General features: G+C 64.3%; 22 protein-coding genes. 16 read left to right on the forward strand and 6 right to left on the reverse strand.

What is annotated here, in order from left to right; genetic code table 11:
• Positions 1-21 precede the first annotated feature (21 nt).
• Positions 22-1,383: a methyl-accepting chemotaxis protein gene (locus ACMDW7_RS02475; RefSeq protein WP_377305880.1), complete on the forward strand. Its 1,362-nt coding sequence runs from the start codon at positions 22-24 to the stop codon at positions 1,381-1,383.
• 102 nt (positions 1,384-1,485) lie between these two features.
• Here the strand turns inward: ACMDW7_RS02475 and ACMDW7_RS02480 are convergent, their stop codons facing one another.
• Positions 1,486-1,752 carry a hypothetical protein gene (locus ACMDW7_RS02480; protein WP_377305878.1) on the reverse strand — a complete coding sequence of 89 codons (267 nt, stop codon included), beginning with the start codon at positions 1,750-1,752 and terminating at the stop codon, positions 1,486-1,488.
• An 858-nt stretch (positions 1,753-2,610) separates the two neighbouring features.
• Here ACMDW7_RS02480 and ACMDW7_RS02485 point away from each other — a divergent pair.
• The 3 genes from ACMDW7_RS02485 to ACMDW7_RS02495 all read left to right on the forward strand — a co-directional run bounded on the left by ACMDW7_RS02485 (position 2,611) and on the right by ACMDW7_RS02495 (position 7,739).
• Complete coding sequence (locus ACMDW7_RS02485) at positions 2,611-4,092, forward strand: HlyD family secretion protein (protein WP_377305876.1); 1,482 nt, start codon at positions 2,611-2,613, stop codon at positions 4,090-4,092.
• A gap of 549 nt (positions 4,093-4,641) precedes the next feature.
• Complete coding sequence (locus ACMDW7_RS02490; RefSeq protein WP_377305874.1) at positions 4,642-5,571, forward strand: hypothetical protein; 930 nt, start codon at positions 4,642-4,644, stop codon at positions 5,569-5,571.
• A 32-nt stretch (positions 5,572-5,603) separates the two neighbouring features.
• Positions 5,604-7,739 (forward strand): peptidase domain-containing ABC transporter, encoded by a 2,136-nt coding sequence (locus ACMDW7_RS02495; protein WP_377305872.1) that lies wholly within the window; start codon positions 5,604-5,606, stop codon positions 7,737-7,739.
• 154 nt (positions 7,740-7,893) lie between these two features.
• On the opposite strand, the gene ACMDW7_RS02500 is transcribed toward ACMDW7_RS02495, so the two are convergent.
• From ACMDW7_RS02500 to flgA, 4 genes are all read right to left on the reverse strand, one after another.
• Positions 7,894-8,160, reverse strand: coding sequence for a hypothetical protein (locus tag ACMDW7_RS02500; protein ID WP_377305871.1), 267 nt, complete (start codon positions 8,158-8,160; stop codon positions 7,894-7,896).
• Positions 8,161-8,725: 565 nt separating this feature from the next.
• A complete protein-coding gene (locus ACMDW7_RS02505) occupies positions 8,726-9,151 on the reverse strand; it encodes a hypothetical protein (RefSeq protein ID WP_377305869.1) in 426 nt (141 codons plus the stop codon).
• A gap of 104 nt (positions 9,152-9,255) precedes the next feature.
• Entirely contained in the window at positions 9,256-9,594 is a 339-nt protein-coding gene (gene flgM, locus ACMDW7_RS02510) for a flagellar biosynthesis anti-sigma factor FlgM (protein ID WP_377305867.1), read from the reverse strand.
• A 232-nt stretch (positions 9,595-9,826) separates the two neighbouring features.
• The gene (flgA, locus tag ACMDW7_RS02515; RefSeq protein ID WP_377305865.1) at positions 9,827-10,549 is read right to left on the reverse strand and encodes a flagellar basal body P-ring formation chaperone FlgA; all 723 of its coding nucleotides are present in this window, start codon (positions 10,547-10,549) and stop codon (positions 9,827-9,829) included.
• 266 nt (positions 10,550-10,815) lie between these two features.
• Between flgA and flgB the strand changes: the two genes are divergently transcribed.
• The 12 genes from flgB (at position 10,816) to ACMDW7_RS02575 (ending at position 22,671) form a co-directional block, all read left to right on the forward strand.
• The gene (gene flgB, locus ACMDW7_RS02520; RefSeq protein WP_377305863.1) at positions 10,816-11,238 is read left to right on the forward strand and encodes a flagellar basal body rod protein FlgB; all 423 of its coding nucleotides are present in this window, start codon (positions 10,816-10,818) and stop codon (positions 11,236-11,238) included.
• 13 nt (positions 11,239-11,251) lie between these two features.
• Positions 11,252-11,662 (forward strand): flagellar basal body rod protein FlgC, encoded by a 411-nt coding sequence (gene flgC, locus ACMDW7_RS02525; RefSeq protein WP_054125465.1) that lies wholly within the window; start codon positions 11,252-11,254, stop codon positions 11,660-11,662.
• An 11-nt stretch (positions 11,663-11,673) separates the two neighbouring features.
• On the forward strand, positions 11,674-12,345 hold the full coding sequence (locus tag ACMDW7_RS02530) for a flagellar hook assembly protein FlgD (protein ID WP_377305861.1): 672 nt from the start codon (positions 11,674-11,676) through the stop codon (positions 12,343-12,345).
• A 41-nt stretch (positions 12,346-12,386) separates the two neighbouring features.
• On the forward strand, positions 12,387-13,607 hold the full coding sequence (gene flgE / locus ACMDW7_RS02535) for a flagellar hook protein FlgE (RefSeq protein ID WP_377305860.1): 1,221 nt from the start codon (positions 12,387-12,389) through the stop codon (positions 13,605-13,607).
• Between the two features lie 35 nt (positions 13,608-13,642).
• Positions 13,643-14,371, forward strand: a complete 729-nt coding sequence (gene flgF, locus ACMDW7_RS02540; RefSeq protein WP_377305859.1) for a flagellar basal-body rod protein FlgF — start codon at positions 13,643-13,645, stop codon at positions 14,369-14,371.
• 405 nt (positions 14,372-14,776) lie between these two features.
• Positions 14,777-15,559 carry a flagellar basal-body rod protein FlgG gene (gene flgG, locus ACMDW7_RS02545; protein WP_377305858.1) on the forward strand — a complete coding sequence of 261 codons (783 nt, stop codon included), beginning with the start codon at positions 14,777-14,779 and terminating at the stop codon, positions 15,557-15,559.
• A 39-nt stretch (positions 15,560-15,598) separates the two neighbouring features.
• Positions 15,599-16,285 carry a flagellar basal body L-ring protein FlgH gene (locus tag ACMDW7_RS02550; RefSeq protein WP_377305857.1) on the forward strand — a complete coding sequence of 229 codons (687 nt, stop codon included), beginning with the start codon at positions 15,599-15,601 and terminating at the stop codon, positions 16,283-16,285.
• Positions 16,286-16,294: 9 nt separating this feature from the next.
• Positions 16,295-17,422: a flagellar basal body P-ring protein FlgI gene (locus ACMDW7_RS02555; RefSeq protein WP_377305856.1), complete on the forward strand. Its 1,128-nt coding sequence runs from the start codon at positions 16,295-16,297 to the stop codon at positions 17,420-17,422.
• A 1-nt stretch (position 17,423) separates the two neighbouring features.
• Positions 17,424-18,335, forward strand: a complete 912-nt coding sequence (gene flgJ, locus ACMDW7_RS02560; RefSeq protein ID WP_377305854.1) for a flagellar assembly peptidoglycan hydrolase FlgJ — start codon at positions 17,424-17,426, stop codon at positions 18,333-18,335.
• A 13-nt stretch (positions 18,336-18,348) separates the two neighbouring features.
• Positions 18,349-20,226 (forward strand): flagellar hook-associated protein FlgK, encoded by a 1,878-nt coding sequence (flgK, locus tag ACMDW7_RS02565; protein WP_377305852.1) that lies wholly within the window; start codon positions 18,349-18,351, stop codon positions 20,224-20,226.
• Between the two features lie 21 nt (positions 20,227-20,247).
• Positions 20,248-21,426, forward strand: a complete 1,179-nt coding sequence (flgL, locus tag ACMDW7_RS02570) for a flagellar hook-associated protein FlgL (protein WP_377305850.1) — start codon at positions 20,248-20,250, stop codon at positions 21,424-21,426.
• A 12-nt stretch (positions 21,427-21,438) separates the two neighbouring features.
• Positions 21,439-22,671, forward strand: a complete 1,233-nt coding sequence (locus ACMDW7_RS02575) for an EAL and HDOD domain-containing protein (protein WP_377305848.1) — start codon at positions 21,439-21,441, stop codon at positions 22,669-22,671.
• Between the two features lie 20 nt (positions 22,672-22,691).
• Here ACMDW7_RS02575 and ACMDW7_RS02580 read toward each other — a convergent pair whose 3' ends face one another.
• The gene (locus ACMDW7_RS02580; RefSeq protein WP_377305846.1) at positions 22,692-23,444 is read right to left on the reverse strand and encodes a HesA/MoeB/ThiF family protein; all 753 of its coding nucleotides are present in this window, start codon (positions 23,442-23,444) and stop codon (positions 22,692-22,694) included.
• Positions 23,445-23,452 lie beyond the last annotated feature (8 nt).

The following is a 23,452-nucleotide window of genomic DNA, read 5'->3' on the forward strand; positions in this document are numbered from 1 at the left end:
CAGTACATATAAGGAGTCATCGTGTCCCTGAGCTCCAGGCTTCTCATGTTCCGCCGCGAGGCCAAGCCCACGCCCGCTGCACCCGCAGAGCCCGCCCTGCGCAGTGATGAGACCCTCGCCATGAGGGCCATACATGCCTTTGCTTCCAAAGCGGGCGGTCTGGGCAAGGAATCGGCCCAGCTGGCCGGCGCTATCGATGACCTGGCCGCTATGGCTGAACGCCAGGCGGCGGACTTCCAGCGCGTCGTTGCGCGCGTGGAATCGATGGTTGCTGCAAATCGCGCCATCACTCAGGCCACGCAAGGCAGCGCAGCCGCGGTTGAGCACGCCCGAACCACGGTGGGGAAAGTGGCCGACGGTGTGGGCGGCGTGGTGGACACGCTGCGCGAGGTCGCTGGCGCTGCCCAGAACATCACCCAGATTGCCTTGCAGACCCGCCTGGTTGCCTTCAATGCCAGCGTGGAAGCCAAGCGTGCCGGTGAGGCCGGCCGCGGCTTCTCCGTGGTGGCCGATGCCGTCAAGGATCTCGCTGCCAAGGTCGAGGAATCCAGCAAGCTCATCATGAGCACGGTCACGCAGTTGGACACACGCATCGAGGCGCTGTCTGCCGAGATCCGCGCCGACGCCGGCAAGCCCAGCGCCTTCCAAAAGGCCCTGCAGAACATCGAGGCCGGTGTCCAGAGCGTCAGCACCGCTGCCGAACAGAATCTTGCCGAGTGCGCGGCTGTGAGCCGCGACGTCTCGCAGCTCAGCGGCGAGGTGGATCACACCGCACGCTCCTTGCGCGCCGCCAGCACCCGTACCCAGGGCTTCCTGCAACTGTCTGAATCACTTATCGAGACGACCGCCGAGTGCGGTGTGCAGACCGAAGACACGCCCTACATCAATGCCGCGCGTGACGTGGCCGCCAAGATCACCGCGCAGATGGAAGAGGCCGTAGCCTCTGGCCGACTGAGCATGGCTCAGCTGTTTGATGACAAGTACCAGCCAGTGGCCGGCAGTAATCCGCAGCAGGTCACCACAGCCTTCACCAGCTTCACCGACGAGATCCTGCCGCCGCATCAGGAGCCCATGCTGCAGCTGTCCGACAAGGTGGTGTTCTGTGCTGCCGTGGACCGCAACGGCTATCTGCCCACGCACAATCGCAAGTTCAGCCAGCCCCAGGGCAGCGACCCGGTGTGGAACACGGCCAACTGCCGTAACCGCCGCGTCTTCAACGACCGCACGGGCCTGGCCGCTGCGCGCAATACCCGCCCCTTCCTGCTGCAGACCTACCGGCGCGACATGGGGGGTGGCAACTTCGTGCTGATGAAGGATCTGTCCGTGCCCATCGTCATCCAGGGCAAGCACTGGGGCGCGATCCGCCTGGCGTACAAGTTCTGACGCGCGCCGATCTGGCGCGCTCCAAAAAGGCACAAGGCCCGCCGGCTTTCACCGGCGGGCCTTGTTGCTTCTGGCCGCAACGAGTTCTTGGACGCTCGCTGCTTATGAGTTGCGCTCAGCGGCGGCAGCAAGCTGCGTGGTGGCGCGGGCGGCAGCCACTTCAGCCTTGCTGGCCGTGACGGTCACGGTGTCGAGGGCGATCACGGGCTGCTCAGCCAGGAGGGCGGAGCGGCTGGCCACCACCGTGACCGTGTCGAGCTTCACGACATTCGCTTCAGCCTTGGGGGCCGGCACGGCTGCGAAGGCAGCGGCGCAGAAGGCGGCAGAGACGAGAGCGAAGACTTGGGCGCGGGCGGTGGTGGTGTTCATGATCGGGCTCCTTGGGTTCGTTGCGATCGACGTGTTGTGTGTGTCGATGGAGTGCATTCTGGGCAAGGGCATTCGAATGCGCAGCCGGTGTGCGATGAACTGCACGGCGGGCGACGTGAACTGCAAGAAGCGAGGCCAATGCTGCGGAAGCGACGGGCCACAGCCGGGCCACTGCCGGGCAGATCCAGCACGGTGCCCCGAAACGTGTCGCACGCGCCAACGTGCGCCCTCCCGAAGTTCGCAGACCTGGCTCCGCGTGACGCGCACTGACTGCGCAGCTCCGGCGCTGCTTGCCCCAACTGCACAACACAGAGAACCCGACGGAGTGCCTCTTCGCTTGTCTGGCGCGGATCTCCAGCCTATTTGCCCTGGAAACCCGCATGGATACTGGGCTTTCCATTCCGAATATCAAGGAATGAGACTGGGTGCGCTTCTTCAGGCCAAACCGGCTGGAAAGCCGCGCCAGACAAGCGGAGCGCTCTTTACAGACCCTGTCGGCGAGCGCACTGGCAGGCGCTGGGCGTCTCGCCATCAACGGGCCGAGACCTTGTGCCAGTCACGCCGTCCACATACATAGACCGCCGCAGATTTCGCGGGCGCGCGAATTTATCGGCTGGGCGCGACTGCGTCCTATAACCCCACTCAAATAAGTAGTTACGGGTTACACCCGCCGTAGAACTCTGTAGAGACGCGCCACGGGCCGGTTCGCAAGATGCATGTCATGCACACCGCTGTCCGCGCTAATCCATGCTTCCCCCCCCCCCCGCTGGGTGGGTGAGGCCGTGCGGCGCGTCCGTCGCGGGCGCGCACGCTGCGCCCCAAGCAGGGAGGGGCAACTGTCGGGGCAGGATGGCTTGAATGACTGACAGCCTTTTCCGCCCTGAAGTGCTTGCCAGCCGCAGCGCCAATCAGCTCGGCGCCATCCGTATTCGCCAGCCCTTTGCCTACCGCGTCTGGGCGCTGATTGCGCTGGCCGTGCTGGGCTCGATCATCAGCTTCCTCGCCTTCGCCAGCGTCACCCAGCGCGCCACGGTGGCCGGTGTGCTCATGCCCGCCGGCGGCATTGCAAACCTGGCCAGCCCCCTGGGCGGCACCCTCATCCGCGTCGGTGCGCAAGACGGCCAAACCGTGCAGGCTGGGGACGTGCTCTTTGTGCTCTCCACAGACCGCCAGCAGGTGGTGGCCGCTGGCGCAACTGCGGGCACCCTCGGCACCCAGGCCGCCATTGCCGCCCAGCTCGCCACGCGCCAACTCCTCGCTGAGCAGGATCTCCGCCGCGCGGAGGAGCGCTTTGAAGCACGTGAGCGCAGCATCGCCGAGCGCTTGGCCGTGCTTGAGCGTGAGCTCATTGCCGTGGAGCGTGAGCGCGAGCTGGCGGCCAGCCGCCTGCAATTGGCCGAAAGCCAAGCCGGGCGCATCAATGAACTGGCCCGTGCGGGCTTTGTAAGCGCCGGCCAGCAAGCCAGCCAGCAAGACGAGCTACTGGCCGCGCGCCAGCCGGCCCAGGCGCTTGAACGCAGCCGCATTGCCATCGAGCGCGAGCGTGCCAGCCTGCGTGGTCAGCTGCGCGACGCACAGAACGCCCGAGAAACCGAGCTGGCCGAGGCCCGCAAGGCCCGCGCCCTGCTCGCCCAGGAAAGCACCGAGAACGCTGCCCGCGCCACGCATGTGGTGACTGCCCCGTACGCCGGCACCCTCACGGGCAGTGCGGTCATGGTGGGCCAAGTGGTCACGCCGGGGCAGGTGCTGGCGCTGCTGGTGCCGCACAATCCCACAGTCGAGGTGGAGGGCGAAGCCGACCCCGCCCGCGCGGCCGGGTCAGTCCCTTCCCTGCAGGCCCTGGAGGCGCAGGGCGAGGTGATCGCCGAGCGCGTGAGGTATGCACCCAATGGCAGCCCGCCCGCACGCGGCCCGCCTAGCGCCGACGCTCACGGTGCACCGCCAAACCCGTCCACCCTCCAAGCCCACTTCTACATCCCGACCCGCGCCGCCGGCTTCGTGGCCCCCGGCCAGACCGTACGCCTGCGCTACGCAGCATTCCCGTACCAGAAGTTCGGCCAGCACCAGGGCACCGTGCTCGCTATCGACCGCGCGCCCACCGCCCCCAGCCAACTCCCCCCGGCCATCAGCGCCGCCCTAGCCAGCACCTCAACTGGCGCCACGCCCGAAGCGCGCTACCGCGTGACCGTGGCCCTCACCGAACAATACATCCTCGCCTATGGCCAACCCCTACCCCTCAAACCGGGCATGGTTGTGGAGGCTGACATCGTGCAGCGCGAGAGCAAGATCTACGAACAAATACTGGACCCGCTGCGGGGGTTTGCGCAGCGCGGGATTTAGTGAAGGAATCTGCTGTCGACGCAGAAAACTGCCGTTCTTTAGCCCTGATCAACCTAGGGAAGGCATCAATTAGGAGAGTGTGATGTTTGGATTGAACAAAAGTGAGATCGATCTTGTTTCGGGAGGATATTCTCTACAAGAGCAGGGCAGTGCCAGAACGCAGCACGGCGTTGTAGGGCAAACTCGATTCCCGTCGAGCTGCGGTACAAACCAGCTCTGTAGATCTCTGCACGCTGTCTGCCAAGGACTGCCGAACGAGGCGACGGTGAGTGTCACGCAGAACGTAGGGACGACGGTAGGCGTTAATAGCACTAACGCTACGACCGGAACGCAAGCCACTGGGACAACTACATGTGGCGCACTGCGTGGTATTCCTTCAACGCCATCTACAACTGGCACTCCGGGATCTCCAGGTAAGCCATAGAGCGAGGGGTTAAATCGCGTTGAGCCAAAGGGTTGGTTTTTTTTAATCCTTTGGCTTTTTCAATTAGACTGTATTTATAGGACGATGCCTTCGTTGGACATGTTGATTGCGCCGAGTCTTTTGGTATGAAGCAGATATTCATTTTGCTGATATTTCTATTCTCTACCGACGCATGTCGTGCATTTGACTTGCAAGCTACGTCCAATATTTCCGCAGGCACAATAGTCGTTGAAATTGACTCGTCTGCATGGATCCCTGCGGGCTATATTCGGTGGAGTGGTCGCTCGCGGGAGGTTCGTTTCATACATGCTTTTGAGGGGTTCGTTCGTGAACCTTGTTTCTCCGTACTTGCTGCAGGAGCACAAGCCTTCCGGTATGCGGTGCCATTTTTTTCCGCGAGAAGTCCTCACTTATCCATGGGTGAGTTGTGTGGTCATCTTTATGTGCTATTCGATGACCCAATTCTTAGTGCTAGTGATGAACGGACAAGGCGGTTTATAGCTGATCATGAGGCCTTTCATATTGCCGCACAGATGTATGGCGCCAAGGTGCCCATTGTTTTCGTGGGTGACCGGCCCCAAATCGAAGCTGAGTCACGATCGTTCCTGCGCAATCTAGAAAGGGTGCTCAATGCGTCATCTTTGGTGGGTGTGGGCGATGCTTACGACAGCGTGTGTGCGCTTCTCGAAAAATACCATTTACACACATCGAGTGCAGAGCGGCAGGCGCTTTCCCACTGGATATTTTGGGAGTGGCCGGCTGAGGATTATGCCTTTCGAATGCTGCGCAAGAACCATCACGCAGACATTGAGGATTATTTGCGTATTCGGACGCTGCTCGGGGACAGCGAAGTGTACGCGCTGGGACCGATTGTTGGTATGGCTCTAGATCAGATGGTGGGTCAGGCAGTTTGGCAACATCGTATCCAGCAAGGGGAAACGATGCTCGATGTCCTTGTCGGTAGCTGCACATCGGGGAGAGGTAATAAAGAATATCCCACGATTGAGATGAGCCGCGTTACGTTTGAGTTCGTATCTTTAGATGCTCGGGATTAATGGTATGGTAATGCCGTTGGGTACGCAATAACGTGCGTCCTCACCTCCAATCCACCGCCGCCGAATGCTCCATCGCCTGCCTGGCGATGGTTGCCGACCACTTCGGCCTGCGCATGGACTTGGCCGATCTGCGGCGCCGCTTCTCCCTGAGCCTGAAGGGCGCCACGCTGGCGCAGCTCATGCGCTATGCGGCGGAGCTGAACTTCACCACCCGGCCCCTGCGCCTGGAGCTTGAAGAACTGCATGAGCTGCAAACCCCCTGCATCCTGCATTGGGACTTGAACCACTTTGTGGTGCTCAAGCGGGTGCGCGGGCGCGGGGTGACGGCGCGGGTGGAGATTCTGGACCCGGCGGTCGGGGGGCGCACCCTGAGCCTGGGCGAGGTGAGCAAGCATTTCACCGGCGTGGCGCTGGAGCTGGCGCCGGGGGCGAACTTTCAGCGGGCCGACGAGCGCCGCCGTATCCGCCTGCGGGATCTCACCGGCCACATCTTCGGGCTGCGCCGCGCGCTGCTGGTCATCCTGGCGCTCGCTCTTGCGCTGGAGGGCATCGGCCTGTTGGTGCCGATGACCACGCAGTGGGTGATTGATGAGGCGATCGTCTCGGGCGATACCCATCTACTCATCGTGATCGTGCTGGGTGCCGGCATTCTGGCGCTCACGGACTTTGCGCTGCGCACGGCGCGCGGCTGGATCAGCCTGCGCCTGTCCATGGACGTGGGTCTGCAATGGACGGCGAATGTGTTCGCCCATCTGACCCGCCTGCCGGTGAGCTACTTCGAGCAGCGCCATCTGGGCGACATCACCAGCCGCTTTGGCAGCCTGGACGCCATCAAGCACGTGCTCACCACCGGAGCGGTGGAGGCGGTTTTGGACGGCCTGATGCTGTTTGCGACCCTGGGCTTGATGCTCATGTACAGCTGGCAGCTCACCCTGATCGCTGCTGCCGCCTTGCTTCTATACGGCCTGCTGCGCTGGGCGAGCTACCGGCCCTTCCGGGATGCGAATGAAGAGCGCATCGTGCTGGGCGCCAAGGAAAGCTCGCACTTCATGGAGACCATCCGCGCTGTCACGCCGCTCAAGCTCTTTGGCCGGGAGACCGAGCGCCTCGCGCGCTGGCAGAACCTGGCGGTGGACGTGCAGAACCGGGATCTGCGCACCGCCAAGATGGAGCTGCTGTTCGGCACCGGCAACACGCTCATCTTTGGTGTGGAGAGCGCCCTGCTGCTGCTGATCGGCGGGCTGGCCGTGATTGCCAACGAACTCACCGTCGGCATGCTCATGGCCTTCATGGCCTACAAGGCCAATTTCGCCCGCCGTGCCACCGCGCTGATTGATCTGGCCGTTCAGATCAAGATGCTGGGTCTGCACGCGGAGCGGCTGGCTGACATTGCGCTGGAGAAGCCGGAGGCGCCCGTACCGGCCGAAACGGATCTCACCCGCATCCAGCCGAGCATTGAGCTGATGAACGTGAAGTTCCGCTACGGCGAGGGCGAGCCCTGGGTGCTGGACGGCGTGAGCCTGAAGATTGAGGCTGGCGAGAACCTGGCCATCGTCGGCCCCAGTGGCTGTGGCAAGAGCACGCTGCTCAAGATCATGCTGGGCCTGCACCAGCCACAGGAAGGCGAGGTGCGAGTGGGCGGCATCCCGGTGCGGCAGCTGGGTCTGGCGCAGTTTCGCCAACTGGTAGGCACCGTCATGCAAGACGATGTGCTGCTGGCCGGCAGCCTGGCGGAGAACATCGCTTTCTTCGACACGCACCCCAAGCAGGAGCGCATTGAAGCCGCCGCACAACTCGCAGCCATCCACACAGACATTGCCGCCATGCCCATGGGCTACCAGACCCTGGTGGGCGACATGGGATCGAGCCTGTCCGGTGGGCAGAAGCAGCGCGTGCTGTTGGCCCGTGCGCTGTACAAGGGCCCCAAGATCCTGGCGCTGGACGAAGCCACCAGCCATCTGGATGTGGACAGCGAGCGCGCCGTGAATGCCGCCATCAAGAACATGCGCCTGACGCGCATCACCATCGCTCATCGGCCCGAGACGATTGCCAATGCGCGGCGCATCGTTGCGCTGGCGGGGGGCAGGGTGGTGCGTGATATGGCAGTGGCAACCGGCGCGGTGACGCCGAGCGCTGGCACCGGGAAGCTGCACGCTGTGCAGCCTTGAGCCGTTGGCTCAGGCGTCGCTCCTGCGTCCACGCGACGCGCTGGACTGATTCAGGGTGACGCATCCCGGCGCTCCAAAAAAGCACAAGGCCCGTCGGCTTTCACCGGCGGGCCTTGTACCTTCTAGCCGCAACGAGTTCTTGGACGCTCGCTGCTTATGAGTTGCGCTCAGCTGTGGCAGCAAGCTGCGTGGTGGCGCGGGCGGCAGCCACTTCAGCCTTGCTGGCCGTGACGGTCACAGTATCGAGTGCGATCACGGGCTGCTCAGCCAGGAGGGCGGAGCGGCTGGCCACCACCGTGACCGTGTCGAGCTTCACGACATTCGCTTCAGCCTTGGGGGCCGGCACGGCTGCGAAGGCAGCGGCGCAGAAGGCGGCAGAGACGAGAGCGAAGACTTGGGCGCGGGCGGTGGTGGTGTTCATGATCGGGCTCCTTGGGTTCGTTGCGATCGACGTGTTGTGTGTGTCGATGGAGTGCATTCTGAACAGGCAGCCTTGAGTGCGCATCCGCATTGCGATGAGCTGCGGAATCGACGACGCGAGCCGCAAGAAGCGCGGTGTTTTCGGTGGGCGGGGTAAGGGGGTTGGTGTGCTCCGAGCCCATCCATGGAGCCACAGATGGAAACCGATGCACACTGACAAAGAGCCGCCTCGCGGCCCGCCTGCGTTACTCGCGGAGCCAGCGCCGAACGCCGCGCGGTCACCCCCTATCGGTGTTCATCGGTGGCCATCTGTGACTCAAAAGGTCGCTCCGCTTGTCTGGAGCCACTCTTCAGCCACTTTGCTCTGAAGAAGCGCATGAATGCTGGGCTCGGGAAATCCAGTCGATAGAAATTCAGTATTCATGCGGGTTTCCAAGGCAAATTGGCCGAAGAGTGGCTCCAGACAAGCGGAAAGGCTTGTGGGCCGCCCGCTCGGTCGATGGGTGCCACAAAGCAATCAGGCTCCGCGAACGGAGCCTGATGCAGTTTGGTAGTGAGCGCGGGAGTCAGGCGACGCCGAGCGAGCGGCTGCCCGTGTTGCGCTGGACGTTGCCGCCGGCGTCGTAGCTGGGCGGGGTGGGCGCGACGTTGGCGGCCTGGACGAGGGCGTCCACGCGGCGGGTCGCGCTGGCGGCCAGGCGGGTGGCCAGGTCGCGGTTCTGCTCGAGCTGCTGGCGCAGCTCCGGCGGCATGCTGATCTGGACCTTTGTGGGCGAGGTGCCGATGGTGTTGCCGGCTTCGCGGATGGTGCGCGAGATGGCGGCATTCACGGACTCGATGGCCCGCATGTCACCCGAGGCCAGGGCCTTGGACTGCTGGGCCGCAAGCACCGAAAGCTGCGACCAGAGCGCAGCTTGTGTGTTGGGTGGTGTCTCGGAGGCGGCTTTGACAGCCATCGCCGAGGCGGTCTGGTTGGACAGGTTGATGTTCATCTTGCGTCCCCCGCCTGCGAGTGTTCAGGGTGCACTCAGGGAAAGCTGCTTTGGGTCAACGTGGTTCAACAATCAAAGGGAATGGGAAGGGGCTGCGCCGCGGCTTACTTCTTGGCCGCGTTACCTGCGCCCATGAGGTCCATCGCGTTGGCAATCAGCTTGTCGGCCACCTTGGCGCTATCGACCTTGAATGTGCCGTCGGCGATCTGGGCCTTGATGGCTTCGACTTTCTTGGCATCAAACGGGCCTTCGGCGCCTCCGGTCTGGCTCAGGCCGGCCACGCTGCTCTCGTACTTGACGCCTTCACTGCCGGCGACCTTGTCGACCGGCTGGTTGTTAGCGATGGCGCGCGTGCTGGAAGGAGCGCGCGCATCAGTGGCCCCGCTGGTCGCGCGGCTGGCGACATCGCCGACCCGTACGTCCTGACCGTTCTTGATTTGCATTTCTTGCTCCTACTTTCGCCCGCTTTTTCCGGGATGGTGGGTCGACAGTTCGACCTGCTTAAGCCCATTGTCGGTGCCGACGGGGAAAACTTTAGTGTTCATCAGCGACTGTTTTGGGTGCCTGCTCGGGTGATTGCTATGTTTCCAATCAAACACCCGACTGTTTGAGGCTTTGTTCATTTGATCGGCGCGCGGACGGCGGACTTGAGGCCAGCGGGCTGGGGCCGCGGGTTCACAGGCGGATCTCCACACTGCGGTCAGCACGCGCCGTGCCCATGATCACGCGGCCATTGTCCACCCGCACCCGCACCGGCTGGCCGGCGGCGGCGTTGTTCAGAGCCTGGCCCTCGCCATTGACCGTAAAGCTGCCTCCGGCCACGCGAACGCGCACCGGGTCGCCGGCGGCAATCACCTGGGCGGCACGGAACATCTCGGCGCGCAGGCTCTGGCCGGGGGCGAGCGGCCGGGTCAGTGCCTGATTAGCAATCTGCGCCAGATCCAGCACCGGGCTGCCGGGCTCGCGGGTCAGTTCAATCTCTTCCACCCGCACATCGGCCGGGCCGGGCACGCTGCCGATCGCCAAGGGCACGGTGGTGACGAGTGCGGGGCCGAACACGCGCACGTTGATGGGCAGGCTCACGCTCCAGCTCGCGCCCGCAGTGCAGCGGATGCCGATGGTGCCGCGGCCCCACAGTCGGGCGCCGGGCGGGATGAAGGGCTCCATCTGCGCACAGGGGGCCAGACGCAGGCGCGGGTCCAGCTGGCCGACCGATACATCCACCCGGCCGGCATTGACTCGCTGGGCCTGGGCCAGGATGTATTGGGTGATGGCATCGGCGTTCACCACCGCGCCGCTGTCTGCGGCGGGTGCCTGAGCCAGCGCGCTGCTTGCGCAAACCAGGCCGAGAGCAGCGGCTGCGGCAGCGCGAAGGGCTCGGGCGAGGAAACGGGACATCTGTATAGGCATGGATTCATGCACTGAAAGCGCGCAAATGCGCTCTCAGGCCGGAGCACAGTAGCCCGGCGGCCGCGCAAACACAGACGCAAAAAGCTGCCACAAGGCAGCGCTTTTCGCTCGATGGGCCGCCGCGGGCCGATCGAATAATCCCTGCACAGGTTGTCGGCACAGGTTCTGGAAGCTTGAGCCCCCGGATTCTGAAAAAGCCGAACACCCCAACGAATTCCCCGAACGCGCCGTACCTGGTGCAGCAGGAGCAGACCATGTTTGATCGATTGACCCAGGGCCTGGACTACCACGCCACCGCACTGACGCTGCGCAGCCAGCGCCAGCAGGTCATCGCCTCGAACATCGCCAACGCAGACACGCCCGGCTTCAAGGCGCGGGACTTCCGCTTCACCGAAGCCATGCGCGCCGCCGTCGGTGCCCAGCCGGCGGGGTCGGCCGCAGGTGGGCAGGTGCTGGCCACCAACGCCCGGCACATGAATGCACAGGGTCAGACCGGTGCCCCCGGCAGTCCACAGCTGCTGTATCGCACGGTCGAGCAGCCCTCGGCCGACAACAACTCGGTGGACATGAACCGTGAGCGGGCCAACTTCATGGACAACGCCATGCGCTACGAGGCCACGCTGCGCTTCATCAACGGCAACGTCCGCACCATGAACCTGGCCATCCAGGGTCAGTAAGGAGCACTCAGCCATGTCGCTCTTCCGCATTCTTGATGTGTCGTCCTCGGCGGTCTCGGCCCAGAGCCAGCGCCTGAACGTCACCGCATCGAACCTGGCCAACGCAGACTCCGTCGCCGGCCCGGATGGCAAGCCCTACAAGGCCCGCCAGGTCGTGTTCCAGAGCGCACTCACGCAGGCGCAGGACGCCGCCAGCGTGGGCGTGCGCGTCACCTCCGTGAACGAGAGCGAAGCCGAGCACAAGAAGATCTACGACCCCAAGAACGCGCTGGCCGACGAAGCGGGCTATGTGACCGGCAGCAACGTCAATGTGATCGAGGAGATGGTCAACATGATCTCTGCGGCGCGTAGCTACGAGAACAACATCGAAGTGATGAACACCGCCCGTTCATTGCTCAACAAGACCCTGCAGATGGGTCAGTAAGGATCATGACCATGCTCAATTCCGTGTCATCGAGCAGCAACGCCCAGAACCTGCAGGTTGCGCTGAACACCGGCACCAAAGCCCAGGAGTCCAGCCAGGACCGCTTCCTGACCCTGCTGGTGGCGCAGATGCAGAACCAGGACCCCCTGAACCCGATGGACAACGCGCAGATGACCAGTCAGCTCGCGCAGATCAACACGGTGCAGGGCATCAATTCACTGAATGACACCGTCAAGGGCCTCGGCGCGCAATTCGCTGCGTTGCAGTCCCTGCAGAGCGCTGCGCTGGTCGGAAAGAACGTGCTTGTGCCTGGCGACAGCGCCACGCTGACCGGCGGCACCATGAACTTCGGCTACGAGCTGCCCATGGATGTGGATGCCGTGAAGATCGACGTGCTCGATGCCCGCGGCACCGTGGTGCGCAGCTTCACGCCGCAGGACCGCGCGATGACCCGGGCCGGCGTGCACGGCATGAGCTGGGACGGCAAGACCGCCGATGGGCGCGACGCCCCCGCAGGTGACTACCGCCTGCGCGTGAGCAGCACCGTCGCTGGCCGCGAGGCCAGCAGCACCGCGCTCACGAGCCAACGCGTGGCCGGTGTGACATCCGATGCAAACGGCGTGCAGCTGCTGCTCGCCAACGGCAATCGCACGGCCTACACGGGCGTGAAGGCCGTGTTCTGAGCTACGCCATTCCAAACCAATTCACTCAAGAGGTCTGAATCATGGGTTTCCAGCAGGGTTTGTCCGGTCTGAATGCGGCATCGCGCAATCTCGATGTCATCGGCACCAACGTCGCCAACTCCGGCACCGTCGGCTTCAAGGCCTCACGTACGGAATTTGCCGACATGTTCGCCAACTCCATGAGCGGTGCGGGTGGCCTGTCGGCCGGCATCGGCGTCAATGTGGCGGCCATTGCCCAGCAGTTCACGCAGGGCGGCATCACCACCACCAACAACCCGCTGGACATCGCCATCAACGGCCAGGGCTTCTTCCGCATGTCGACCAACGGCGCGGTGACCTACAGCCGCAACGGCCAGTTCAAGATGGACAACCAGGGCTACATCGTCAACAACCAGGGCGCTCGCCTGACGGGCTTCCCGGCGGATGCCACCGGCCAGATCAACACCGGCGGTGCCCGCGAGCTGCGCCTGGACACCTCGGATGTGGCGCCGCGTGCCTCCACCGAAGTGGGCGTGGCCGCCAATCTGGATTCGCGCAACACCCCGCCCGTGGGCGCATTCGACGTCAATGACCCCACCACCTACAACAGCGCCACCTCGCTGACGGTCTACGACTCGCTGGGCAACGCGCAGACGCTGTCGCTCTACTACCGCAAGACCGGCAACAACGCCTGGGATGTCTACGCAGCGGCCAATGGCACCATGATCGGCAGCGGGCGCGCCGGCAACATCGCATTCAACAGTGACGGCAGCTTCAATGCCGCCGGATCGAGCAACCCGATGTCGATCGCCGTTCCTGTCACGGGGGGTGCGGCCACGCCGCTGACCGTCTCGGTCGATCAGGACCGGCTCACGCAATTCGGCAACAACTTCTCGGTGGCCCAGCTCAGCCAGGACGGCTATGCAGCTGGCCGGATTGCCGGCTTCACCATTGATGGCAACGGCGTGATCCTCGGCCGCTACACCAATGGCCAGACGCTCGCCCAGGGCCAGATCGTGCTCTCCAACTTCACCAATGCGCAGGGTCTGGTGCCTGTGGGTGGCAACGCCTGGGTGGAAACCACGGCCTCGGGCCAGCCGCTGACCGGCGCGCCCAACTCCGGCGCACTCGGCGGCCTGCAGGCTGGTGCGCTGGAAGACAGCAACGTGGACCTGACCGGCGAGCTGGTGAACATGATCACCGCGCAGCGCATGTATCAGGCCAACGCCCAGACCGTGCGGACGCAGGATCAAGTGCTGCAGACGCTCGTCAACCTCCGTTGAGCACTGAGCACTGTCTGAGCTAGCGAGGACCCAGCATGGACCGCATGATCTATTCCGCCATGAGCGGTGCCAAGGCCACGATGGCCCGGCAGGATTCGCTGGCCAACAACCTGGCCAATGCGAACACCACCGGCTTTCGCGCAGAGATGGTGCGTCACCGGGCCGTGCCCATCCAGGGCGAGGGCGCGTCCACCCGCGTGTTCGCGCTCGACACCACGCTGGGCTACTCGGACAAGCAGGGCGAAATCAACATCACCAACCGCGAGCTGGATGTCGCTGTGAGCGGCCCGGGCTGGATTGCCGTGCAGGGGCTGGACGGCAATGAGGCCTACACCCGTAATGGCAGCCTGGATGTGGACGGCAACGGCCAGCTCGTCACGCGCAACGGCTTGCCGGTGCTGGGTGATGGCGGGCCGATCAACGTACCCGCCAACGCGCGCATCAAGATCGGCCAGGACGGCACCGTCACCGCCACCGTGGGCAACGGCGCACCCCAGCAGGTCGGGCGCATCAAGCTCACCAACCCCGAGACCGTCTCGCGCGGGCCGGACGGCCTGTTCCGTACGCCGGACGGCGAGGCTGCACCGCTGGATGAGAACGTGCGCGTCACCCCGGCGGCGCTTGAGGGCAGCAATGTGAATGTCATCGAGCAGATGGTGGGCATGATCTCCGCGGCTCGGCAGTACGAGATGCAGATCAAGATGATGACCACGGCCGACACGAGCACCCAGCGCGCCACGCGCCTGCTGTCGCCGACGGGCTGATGCGCGACTGCTGCGGCAGCGAACAGTCTGGGCCACAGAGGGCCACAACTGCACGCCGATGAACACCCTGTTGGCCTGCAGCCTCCTTGAGCCGCCGCGGCCTTGTCGATGTTTGCCTGTGGGCCTCTGGGGCTGCCATTCAAGGGCAATTCAAGAGCCTTTCCGCTTGTCTGGCGGGCTTCTCCAGCCATTTTGGTCTGGGAAGCCGCATCCAGAGCCGATCTCGCTTTCCGATTCCGGGCTGGCGCTGCGTCTGCAAGGGCTGCAATTGGATGGCAAGAGCGCTGCTTATTGCGGCATGTACAGGGCGCCGTCTGCTTCAGACTGCATGTCAAACAGCCGATATTCACGCCCGCGCCAGCGCCGCACCTGAAGTGCGCATCCGGCCGGGCTAGGAGCCCCGCCATGATGCGTTCACTGTCGATTGCCAAGACCGGGATGGAAAGCCAGCAGCTGCAGCTGGACAACATCTCCAACAACCTCGCCAACGTCGGCACCAACGGCTTCAAGCGCTCGCAGGTCGTCTTCGAGGACCTGCTGTACCAGAACATGCGCCAGGCGGGCAGCCAGAACACGCAGCAGAACACCTTGCCCACCGGGCTGCAGATCGGCACCGGCGTGCGTGCGGTGGGCAGTTCGCGCAACTTCGGCCAGGGCAACCTGCAGAAGACGGATGGCGCCTATGACGTGGCCATCAACGGCCTGGGCTTCTTCCAGGTGCAGATGCCCGATGGCACGAACGCCTACACGCGCGACGGCAGCTTCAAGATCGACGCCAACGGCCAGCTCGTCACCAACAACGGCTTCCCGGTGAACCCGGCGATCACCATTCCCGCCAATGCGCAGAAGGTGACCGTCGGCCAGGACGGCACGGTCACGGTGCTCGTGCCGGGCAGTGCCACCCCCAACACCGTGGGCCAGATCCAGCTGGCCACCTTCACCAACCCGGCGGGCCTCAACCCCCTGGGTGGCAACGTCTACGGCGAAACCGTGGCCTCCGGCGCCCCCACGCCGGGCCAGCCGGGCACCAACGGTTTGGGCACGCTGGCGCAGGGCTTCATCGAGACCAGCAACGTCAATGTGGTCGAGGAGCTGGTCGCGATGATCGCCACGCAGCGCGCCTACGAAATCAACTCCAAGGCCGTGTCCACCGTGGACCAGATGCTGCAGCGACTGTCGCAGCTCTGATGCGTCCTGACGGATGCCGCACCAAGAATCGAGCCCTTCATGTTCAAGCGCCTCTCATTGATTGCCCTGCTCGCCACGTCCGTGCTGAGCGGCTGTGCCGTGGTCGGCCGGCCCGAAGTCGCCGTCGTCGACACCACGCCAGTGCGGCCCAATCAGCCTGCCGTCGATCCGCTCGTGCATCAGGCCGCCACCGGCAGCATCTACAACGCGCGCATGGCCACGCCGCTGTTCGAAGACCGCCGTGCACGGCGCGTCGGCGACATCATCACCGTGCAGATCAACGAGCGCTCCACCGCCAGTCAGAGTGCCAACAGCTCGGTCGACAAGACCAGCGATCTCAATGCCGGGATCAGCGCGCTGCCCTTCATTGCCGGCAACAGCTTCGGCCGTGCAGGAGCACGCGCCAACAGCGAGAACAGCTTCGAAGGCAAGGGCGCGACGGACTCGTCCGGCCTGATCACCGGCTCCATCACTGTCACCGTGGTGGAAGTGCTGCCTAACGGCAACCTGCTGGTGGCCGGGGAGAAGCAGATCGGTGTGAACCATAACGTGGAGCGCATGCGCCTGAGCGGTGTGGTGAACCCGGTGAACATCCAGCCCGGCAACACCGTGAGCTCCACGACGATCGCTGATGCGCGCATCGAGCTGCGTGGCATGGGCCAGCAGGACCAGGCTCAAGCCATGGGCTGGCTGTCTCGCGTGTTTTTGTCCGTCTGGCCGTTGTGAGGTTTAGCCATGCGTAATCGAGTCTTCGGCCGCATTCTTTGGATCTTGAGCGCCAGCCTGTTGGCGCTTGCTGCGCTCCATGCGCCGGCGGCTCAGGCCGAGCGCCTCAAAGACCTCGCCAGCTGGCAGGGCGTGCGCGGCAACCAGTTGATCGGCTACGGCTTGATCGTGGGTCTGGATGGCACGGGCGATCAGACCAGCCAGGCGCCGTTCACCGGCCAGAGCCTGCAATCGATGCTGGGCCAGATGGGCATCCAGCTGCCACAGGGCACGAACCTGCAGCTCAAGAATGTGGCCGCAGTGATGGTGACTGCACAGTTGCCGGCCTTTTCGCAGCCGGGGCAGCAGATCGATGTGACGGTCTCCAGCCTGGGCAATGCCAAGAGCCTGCGCGGCGGCACCCTGCTGCTCACGCCGTTGAAAGGTGCAGACGGTGAGGTATATGCCGTAGCGCAGGGCAATGTCATCGTGGGCGGTGCTGGCGCGTCGGCCAATGGATCCAGGGTGCAGATCAACCACCTGTCTGCCGGACGCGTGCCCGGTGGCGCCACGGTGGAACGTGCTGTACCCACGCCGCTGCTGTCTGGCGAGTTCATGCAGCTGGAACTGAACCAGAGCGACTTCTCCACGGCCCGTACCGTGGCTGAGCGTATCAATCAGGTCTTTGGCGAAGGCACCGCCACGGCACTGGATGGTCGAGTGCTGCGTGTGAAGGCGCCGCGCGAGCCCAATGCCCGCATCGGCTTTCTGGCTGATCTGGAGGGGCTGGACATCACGCGCGGAACACCCGCGGCCAAGGTCATCATCAATGCGCGGACCGGCTCGGTGGTCATGAACCAGAGCGTGACCCTCGGTCCTGCGGCCGTCGCCCATGGCAACTTGAGCGTCACCATCACGACGACTCCGCTGGTGAGCCAGCCGAGTGCGTTTTCCAACGGTCAGACCGTGCAGGCTGAGCGCTCGGACATCGCCATCCGTCAGGACCCAGGGCAATTGAATCTCGTCGGGCCGGCAGCCAAGCTGGAAGACGTGGTCAAGGCCCTGAATGCCCTGGGTGCGACTGCGCAGGATCTGATCATCATCCTCCAGGCCATGAAGGCCGCTGGTGCGCTCAAGGCAGAGCTGGAGGTGATCTGACATGGCCATCGGAAACCAGGCCCGCGTTGCCGTCGATCTGAACAGCTTGAACGCATTGCGCGATCAGGCCGGACGCGACCCGAAGGCCGCCACTCGCGCGGCCGCCGTGCAGTTCGAAACCATGTTCAATCAGATGCTTCTGAAGAGCATGCGTGAGAGCCTGCCCAAAAGCGATCTCATGGGTTCGAGCGCCGAGGACACCTACCGCGGCATGCTCGATGGCCAGATGGCTACGGCCATGGCCGGCCGCCCCGGTGGGCTGGCAGACATGATCGAGAAGGCACTGGCGCGCCAGATGGGTGCGGCGACGGATGGCCCGACCGTGGGCAGCATCCGTCCACCCCAGGTGCAGGCCTTGCGCGGCGCGGCCGCCGGCCCTGCAGCCGATCCGGCGGTCCGTCTGAACCCGACGCATGCCAGTGGCAGCGACGCACGGGACAACTTCATTGCGCGTCTGGCGCCCGAAGCAAAGCGCGCCGCCCAGGCCGCAGGCATTCCTGCGGACTTCATGCTGGCGCAGGCTGGCCTGGAGAGCGGATGGGGGCGCCGAGAGATCATCGGCGCCGATGGCCGCAACAGCTTCAACCTCTTCGGCATCAAGGCCACAGGCAATTGGAAAGGCGCCACCGTGGACGTGATGACCACGGAGTACGTGGGCGGCAAACCGGTCAAGCGCGTGGAGACCTTCCGCGCCTACAACAACTACGCCGAGGCCTTTGCCGACTACGGTCGACTGATCTCGCAGAACCAGCGCTACGACCAGGCCATGCGCAACACGCACAGCGCCGAGAAGTTCGCTGCCAGCATCCAGCAGGCTGGCTATGCAACCGATCCGAACTACGGCCGCAAGCTGCTGGCCACCATCCAGTCAACCCGCCGCAGCATCGGCGGGTTGACCAACGCTGCGGTCTGAAGGGAGCACCCTCATGGCCGGCCTCTTCACCATCGGCACCACCGGCTTGCAGGCCGCCTACGCGGGGCTGCAGACGACCAGCCACAACATTGCCAACCTCAACACGCCCGGCTTCTCGCGCCAGCAGACAATCCAGTCGACCGGCCCGGCCAGCACGGGGGGTGGCAGCTTTTTCGGATCCGGCGTGCGGCTGGAGACGATCACCCGCAGCTACGACCAGTTTCTGACTGCCGAGGTGCAGCGCGCCAGCGCGAGCCAAAGCGCAGCCGAAACGCGCAACGCACTGATGACCCGCATGGATTCGGTGTTTCCGACGGGCGGCGACAGCATCGGCGAGGGGATCGACGACTTCTTTGCCGTGGCACGCGACCTCTCGGTTCGGCCGGGTGATACGGCGGTGCGCATGGCCTTTCTTGCTCGCGCCAATGACCTGAGCTCCAAGCTGTCCAACACCGATCAGCAGCTGGAATCCCTGGGCCGGGCCGTGGAGCAGCAGCTGTCGGACAGCGCAAAGAGCATCAACGAGACGGTGGCGCGCATTGCAGACCTGAATGAGCGCATTCGTGCCACGCGCGGCATGACCGGCCAGCCCAACGACCTGCTGGATGCGCGCGACAAGCTGATTGCCGATCTCAATGCGCAGATCCGCGTGAGCGTGGTGCCGCAGGAAGACGGCACCTTCAACCTGTTTGTGGCCGGCGGCCAGACCCTGCTTGTCGGCAGCAATCGCGCGCAGATCGAGATGGCACGCGACACGGCAGACCCGCAGAAGACCGTGGCCCAGCTGGTCACGCCTGGTGGCGCGCGCCTGACGCTGGATGGCCCCACTCTTGGCGGCAAGCTGGGCGGCACGCTGCAGTTCCGTGATCAGGATCTGGGTACGGCGCGATCGCGTCTGGGCCAGATTGCCACGGTCGTTACGCAGACAGTGAATGCGCAGCAGGCCCTGGGTCTGGATGCACGCGGCCAGCCCGGGGCGCCAGTGTTCAGCGTACCGGCCCCGGTGGTGAACCCGCGGAGCACGAATTCCGGCAGCCTGGCCATGAACGTGGCCATCAGTGACGTGACGGCACTGTCAGGCACGGACTACGAAGCCACGTTTGACGGCACGCAGTGGACACTGCGGCGCCTCAACGACGGGCAGGTCAGCACCTTCAGTGCGCTGCCGATCAACTTCGAAGGCATCACACTGAGTGCCGGGGGCGGTACCCCGCAGGCAGGCGATCGCTTTGCCGTGCGTGCGGTCACCGGCGCAGCCTCCAACATGAAAACGGTGCTGAACGACCCGCTGCGTGTGGCGACTGCGGCCGCAGTGGCGGTCAGTTCGGGCACGGGCAACCTAGGTGCGACCGCGGGCGGGCTCACCGTGCTCGGCGCGAATGTGAATCTGAATGCACCGGTCACCATCACCTTTACGGCAGCCGGCACCTTCAACGTCACCGGCACAGGCACGGGCAACCCGACGGGCCTGAGCTACTCGCCGGGCGCATCCATCAGCTTCAACGGCTGGTCATTGAGCCTGAATGGTCAACCGCGCGCGGGAGACACCTTCACCATTGGCCCCAACACCCAGCCGGCTGCAGACAACCGCAATGCACTGTCGCTGTCTGCCTTGCAGACAGCTGCGCTGGCCAACGGACAAACCCTGACCGCGAGCTTCGCCAGCCTGTCGGCCGAGGTCGGTATCCGAGCCAACGGAGCGCGCTCCGAGGCCGAAGCCTCCAAGCAGGTGCTGGACGACGCCACCCGCGCGCAGCAATCGGTCGCGGGCGTCAATCTCGATGAAGAGCTTTCAAAAATGATGAGCTATCAGCAGGCTTATCAGGCGAGCGCCAAGATCATCCAAGCCGCACAATCGGTCTTCGATGAACTGCTCTCGATGGGCCGCTGAGTGCCTTGAGGGTCTCGAACCATGCGACTGTCCACCAGCTTTCAGATCCAGAAGTCGATCAGCGCCATCACTGAGCGCCAGAGCCAGATCGTCGGTCTGCAGAATCAGCTCGCCAGTGGCAAGCGCGTCAACACGCCGGGCGATGATCCGGCGGCAGCCAGCCAGATCGAGCTGGCCCGTGCTCGCACGGCCCAGCTGGACTCTCGCATCCGCGTGCTCTCCAACGCGCAGGGTCAGAATCAGCAACTTGAGCAAGGTTTGGCCGACGCCGCGGGTGCCATGCAGGATGCCCGCGACGCCCTCGTGGCCGCCGGCAATGGCGCGTACTCCGATGCCGAACGACGCGCCCAGGCTGAAGCAATCCGCGGTGCCTACAACCGGCTGCTGGCGATCGCCAACAGTGAAGACGGCGCCGGTGGCCGCCTGTTCGGCGGTGCCGGCAGTCAGACCAGTCCCTTCGTGCCCACCCCGGGCGGCGTGAGCTACGTGGGTAACTTCGGCGACCAGATGCTCGACCCCGCCAGCAACACGCTGGGCAGCCTGGACGGCTCCGCCATATTCATGCAGCTGCCCTCGGGCAACGGCACCTTTTCGGCGACAGCTGCCGCCTCCAACACTGGTCGCGCCTGGGCCGATACCGGCAGCGTGACCAACATGGCCCTGCTGACGGGGGACACCTACGAGATCCGCTTCAACGCCAGCGGGACAGCCTACGACCTGGTGAACACTACGACAGGCACCACACTCGCTGCCGGGCAACCCTACGCAAGCGGGCAGAGCATCGGTGCGGATGGCTGGCAGGTCACCATGAGCGGTGCGCCCGGTGCGAATGACCGCTTCGTGATCGCGCCGTCCTCGCGCAAGAGCATCTTCGACACGATGCAGGATGCGATCGCACGGCTCAATACGCCCGGCCAGATGAATACAGGCAAGCTGCAGCAGCTGCTTGCCGAGATCGACACCGCCGTATCGCGCGCCAATGTGGCGCGAGCCAAGGTGGGCGAACAGATGCGTACCAGCGAATCGATCGCCATGGCAGCAGGGCGCGAAGCCGACACCGTCCAGGGCTTCCGAAGCAAGCTGGAAGACGTGGACGTGGCCGATGCAATCAGCAAGATCACCGCACAGCAAACCTCACTCGAAGCAGCGATGAAGACCTACGCCTCCGTGGCGAAGATGTCGCTGATGAACTACATCTGACCGGAGCCTTCCATGGGCGCATTTGAATCGCAGCTGAATCTCGCCGACGCCCTGAGCCGCGGTGTTCTGGCGCAGGCCACCTTGAGCTACGCCCCGATGATTGACCGGCACCGCAAGGTGATCGGCATGCGGCTGGTCGTGTGCGGTACCGATGGTACGCAACCGTCCATGAGCGATGTCGTTCGTGCCCTGCGTGACATCGTGCCCGAAGAAGAGATCCGTCTCTCGGTGCATGTCGTCGGGGCCGACGTCGACCCAGCCCTGTTTACGGTGCCCGGCTCACGCGCGATTGCAGTCGAGATTCCGGCAGCCTACACAGTGAACCCCGAATGCTTCGAGTACCTGCCGGCATTCAATGCAGTCGGCCATCCGCTCGTCCTGTATGGCGTACCGCCCTCCGCGCTCGACCCCAAGCTCTTTGATTGCTTCAAGCACTCTGTTGTGGATCTGTCGGAGGACCGTCGCATCGGAGAGGAGAATCGGGTCATTACCGCGTCGGCCACGCGCCGCATTCCCTTCGTGCAGAGCGGCATCCGGACGGTCGCTGCGCTGGAAGCCAGCTTTGCGCGCAACTGCTATGCGGTGATCGGTTGGCCCTTCGATGACGTGCTGCGCTCCAGCTCGGTGGCCAGCTCCAACCCCGACTTCGTCACGATCACCAAGCTCATGCAGATGGTCGACCAGCAGGTGCCGGTCGAGCAGATCGAGCCCGTGATGAAGCGCGACCCGGCGCTGGGCTACCGCCTGCTGCGCTACATCAACTCACCGGCTTTCGGCCTGTCCGTAGTGATCCAGAGCTTCAAGCATGCGGTCATGATGCTGGGCTACAACCGCCTCAAGCGCTGGCTGGCACTGCTGCTGGCCACCTCCAGCAAGGATGTGATGCTGCGTCCGGTGATGTACAGCTCGATGCGCCGCGGCATGTTCATGGAGCGCGTGGTCGGCAAGAGCGTCGATCAGGAATTGCGCGACGAGATGTTCATCTGCGGCGTGTTCTCGCAGCTCGACCGCCTGTTTCACACCAGCTTCGAGCAGCTGTTTGCCATGCTCAACGTGCCGGAAAACGTGCGCAATGCGCTAGTGCATCGCACTGGCCCGCACATGCCTTACCTGCAGTTGGCCGAAGCCGTTGAAGTTGGGGATAGCGAGCTCATCAACAAGCTGGTGACCGACAACCTGATGTCGCTGGCCGCAGTCAATGCCGCGTTGATCGACACCCTGGTTGAAGCCAGCAAGGAAGAGTAGGGCGGCGCTGCTCGCGTGGCTCAGCGCAAGGACGCGCAGACCGCGCAGCCTGGGTCTCGCGGCACGGCAATGTCGGTGAAGCGCATGGCCTTGCCCTCGATCAGCAGCAGGCGCCCGCTCAGCGAACTGCCCACGCCGGCTGAGAGCTTCAGCGCCTCAGCCGCCTGGATGGTGCCGACGATGCCTGTCATCGGCGCAAACACACCCATGACCGCGCAGCGCACTTCCTCCACGTCCTCGCCTTCGGGGAAGAGGCAGTGGTAGCAGGGCGCCTCCTCGTTGCGCGTATCAAATACCGCGACCTGACCGTCGAAGCGAATCGCTGCTCCAGACACCAGCGGCCTTCGTGCCGCGACGCAGGCTCGGTTGACCGCATGTCGCGTGGCGAAGTTGTCCGAGCAGTCCAGCACCAGATCGTGGGCATCGACGAGTTCGGCCAGGCGTTCGCCATCCAGCCTTTCGATCAGCGGCACGACCTCAACCTGCGGATTCAAGGTGGCCAGCGCGGCCTGGCCTGAAGCGGCCTTGGCCTGACCGACGCGCGGCGTCGTGTGCAGGATCTGGCGCTGCAGGTTGGTGAGGTCCACCGCGTCCGGGTCGGCCAGCGTGATGCGTCCGACGCCGGCGCTCGCCAGATAAATCGCGACGGGCGACCCCAGCCCGCCGGCGCCGACCACCAGCGCACGCGTGGCACGGATGCGCGCCTGACCCTCGATGCCGATCTCGTCGAGCAGGATATGGCGCGAGTAGCGCAGCAGTTCGTCGTCTGTCATGAATGAGA

Source organism: Piscinibacterium candidicorallinum (assembly GCF_047549485.1).
Taxonomy (GTDB): domain Bacteria; phylum Pseudomonadota; class Gammaproteobacteria; order Burkholderiales; family Burkholderiaceae_C; genus Piscinibacterium; species Piscinibacterium candidicorallinum.

Coding starts and splice junctions, on each gene's coding strand:
- ACMDW7_RS02480 (WP_377305878.1), bottom strand. CDS start 1,752: ATGAACACCACCACCGCCCGCGCCCAAGTCTTCGCTCTCGTCTCTGCC.
- ACMDW7_RS02485 (WP_377305876.1), top strand. CDS start 2,611: ATGACTGACAGCCTTTTCCGCCCTGAAGTGCTTGCCAGCCGCAGCGCC.
- ACMDW7_RS02490 (WP_377305874.1), top strand. CDS start 4,642: ATGAAGCAGATATTCATTTTGCTGATATTTCTATTCTCTACCGACGCA.
- ACMDW7_RS02500 (WP_377305871.1), bottom strand. CDS start 8,160: ATGAACACCACCACCGCCCGCGCCCAAGTCTTCGCTCTCGTCTCTGCC.
- ACMDW7_RS02505 (WP_377305869.1), bottom strand. CDS start 9,151: ATGAACATCAACCTGTCCAACCAGACCGCCTCGGCGATGGCTGTCAAA.
- flgM (WP_377305867.1), bottom strand. CDS start 9,594: ATGCAAATCAAGAACGGTCAGGACGTACGGGTCGGCGATGTCGCCAGC.
- flgA (WP_377305865.1), bottom strand. CDS start 10,549: ATGTCCCGTTTCCTCGCCCGAGCCCTTCGCGCTGCCGCAGCCGCTGCT.
- flgB (WP_377305863.1), top strand. CDS start 10,816: ATGTTTGATCGATTGACCCAGGGCCTGGACTACCACGCCACCGCACTG.
- flgC (WP_054125465.1), top strand. CDS start 11,252: ATGTCGCTCTTCCGCATTCTTGATGTGTCGTCCTCGGCGGTCTCGGCC.
- ACMDW7_RS02530 (WP_377305861.1), top strand. CDS start 11,674: ATGCTCAATTCCGTGTCATCGAGCAGCAACGCCCAGAACCTGCAGGTT.
- flgE (WP_377305860.1), top strand. CDS start 12,387: ATGGGTTTCCAGCAGGGTTTGTCCGGTCTGAATGCGGCATCGCGCAAT.
- flgF (WP_377305859.1), top strand. CDS start 13,643: ATGGACCGCATGATCTATTCCGCCATGAGCGGTGCCAAGGCCACGATG.
- flgG (WP_377305858.1), top strand. CDS start 14,777: ATGATGCGTTCACTGTCGATTGCCAAGACCGGGATGGAAAGCCAGCAG.
- ACMDW7_RS02550 (WP_377305857.1), top strand. CDS start 15,599: ATGTTCAAGCGCCTCTCATTGATTGCCCTGCTCGCCACGTCCGTGCTG.
- ACMDW7_RS02555 (WP_377305856.1), top strand. CDS start 16,295: ATGCGTAATCGAGTCTTCGGCCGCATTCTTTGGATCTTGAGCGCCAGC.
- flgJ (WP_377305854.1), top strand. CDS start 17,424: ATGGCCATCGGAAACCAGGCCCGCGTTGCCGTCGATCTGAACAGCTTG.
- flgK (WP_377305852.1), top strand. CDS start 18,349: ATGGCCGGCCTCTTCACCATCGGCACCACCGGCTTGCAGGCCGCCTAC.
- flgL (WP_377305850.1), top strand. CDS start 20,248: ATGCGACTGTCCACCAGCTTTCAGATCCAGAAGTCGATCAGCGCCATC.
- ACMDW7_RS02575 (WP_377305848.1), top strand. CDS start 21,439: ATGGGCGCATTTGAATCGCAGCTGAATCTCGCCGACGCCCTGAGCCGC.
- ACMDW7_RS02580 (WP_377305846.1), bottom strand. CDS start 23,444: ATGACAGACGACGAACTGCTGCGCTACTCGCGCCATATCCTGCTCGAC.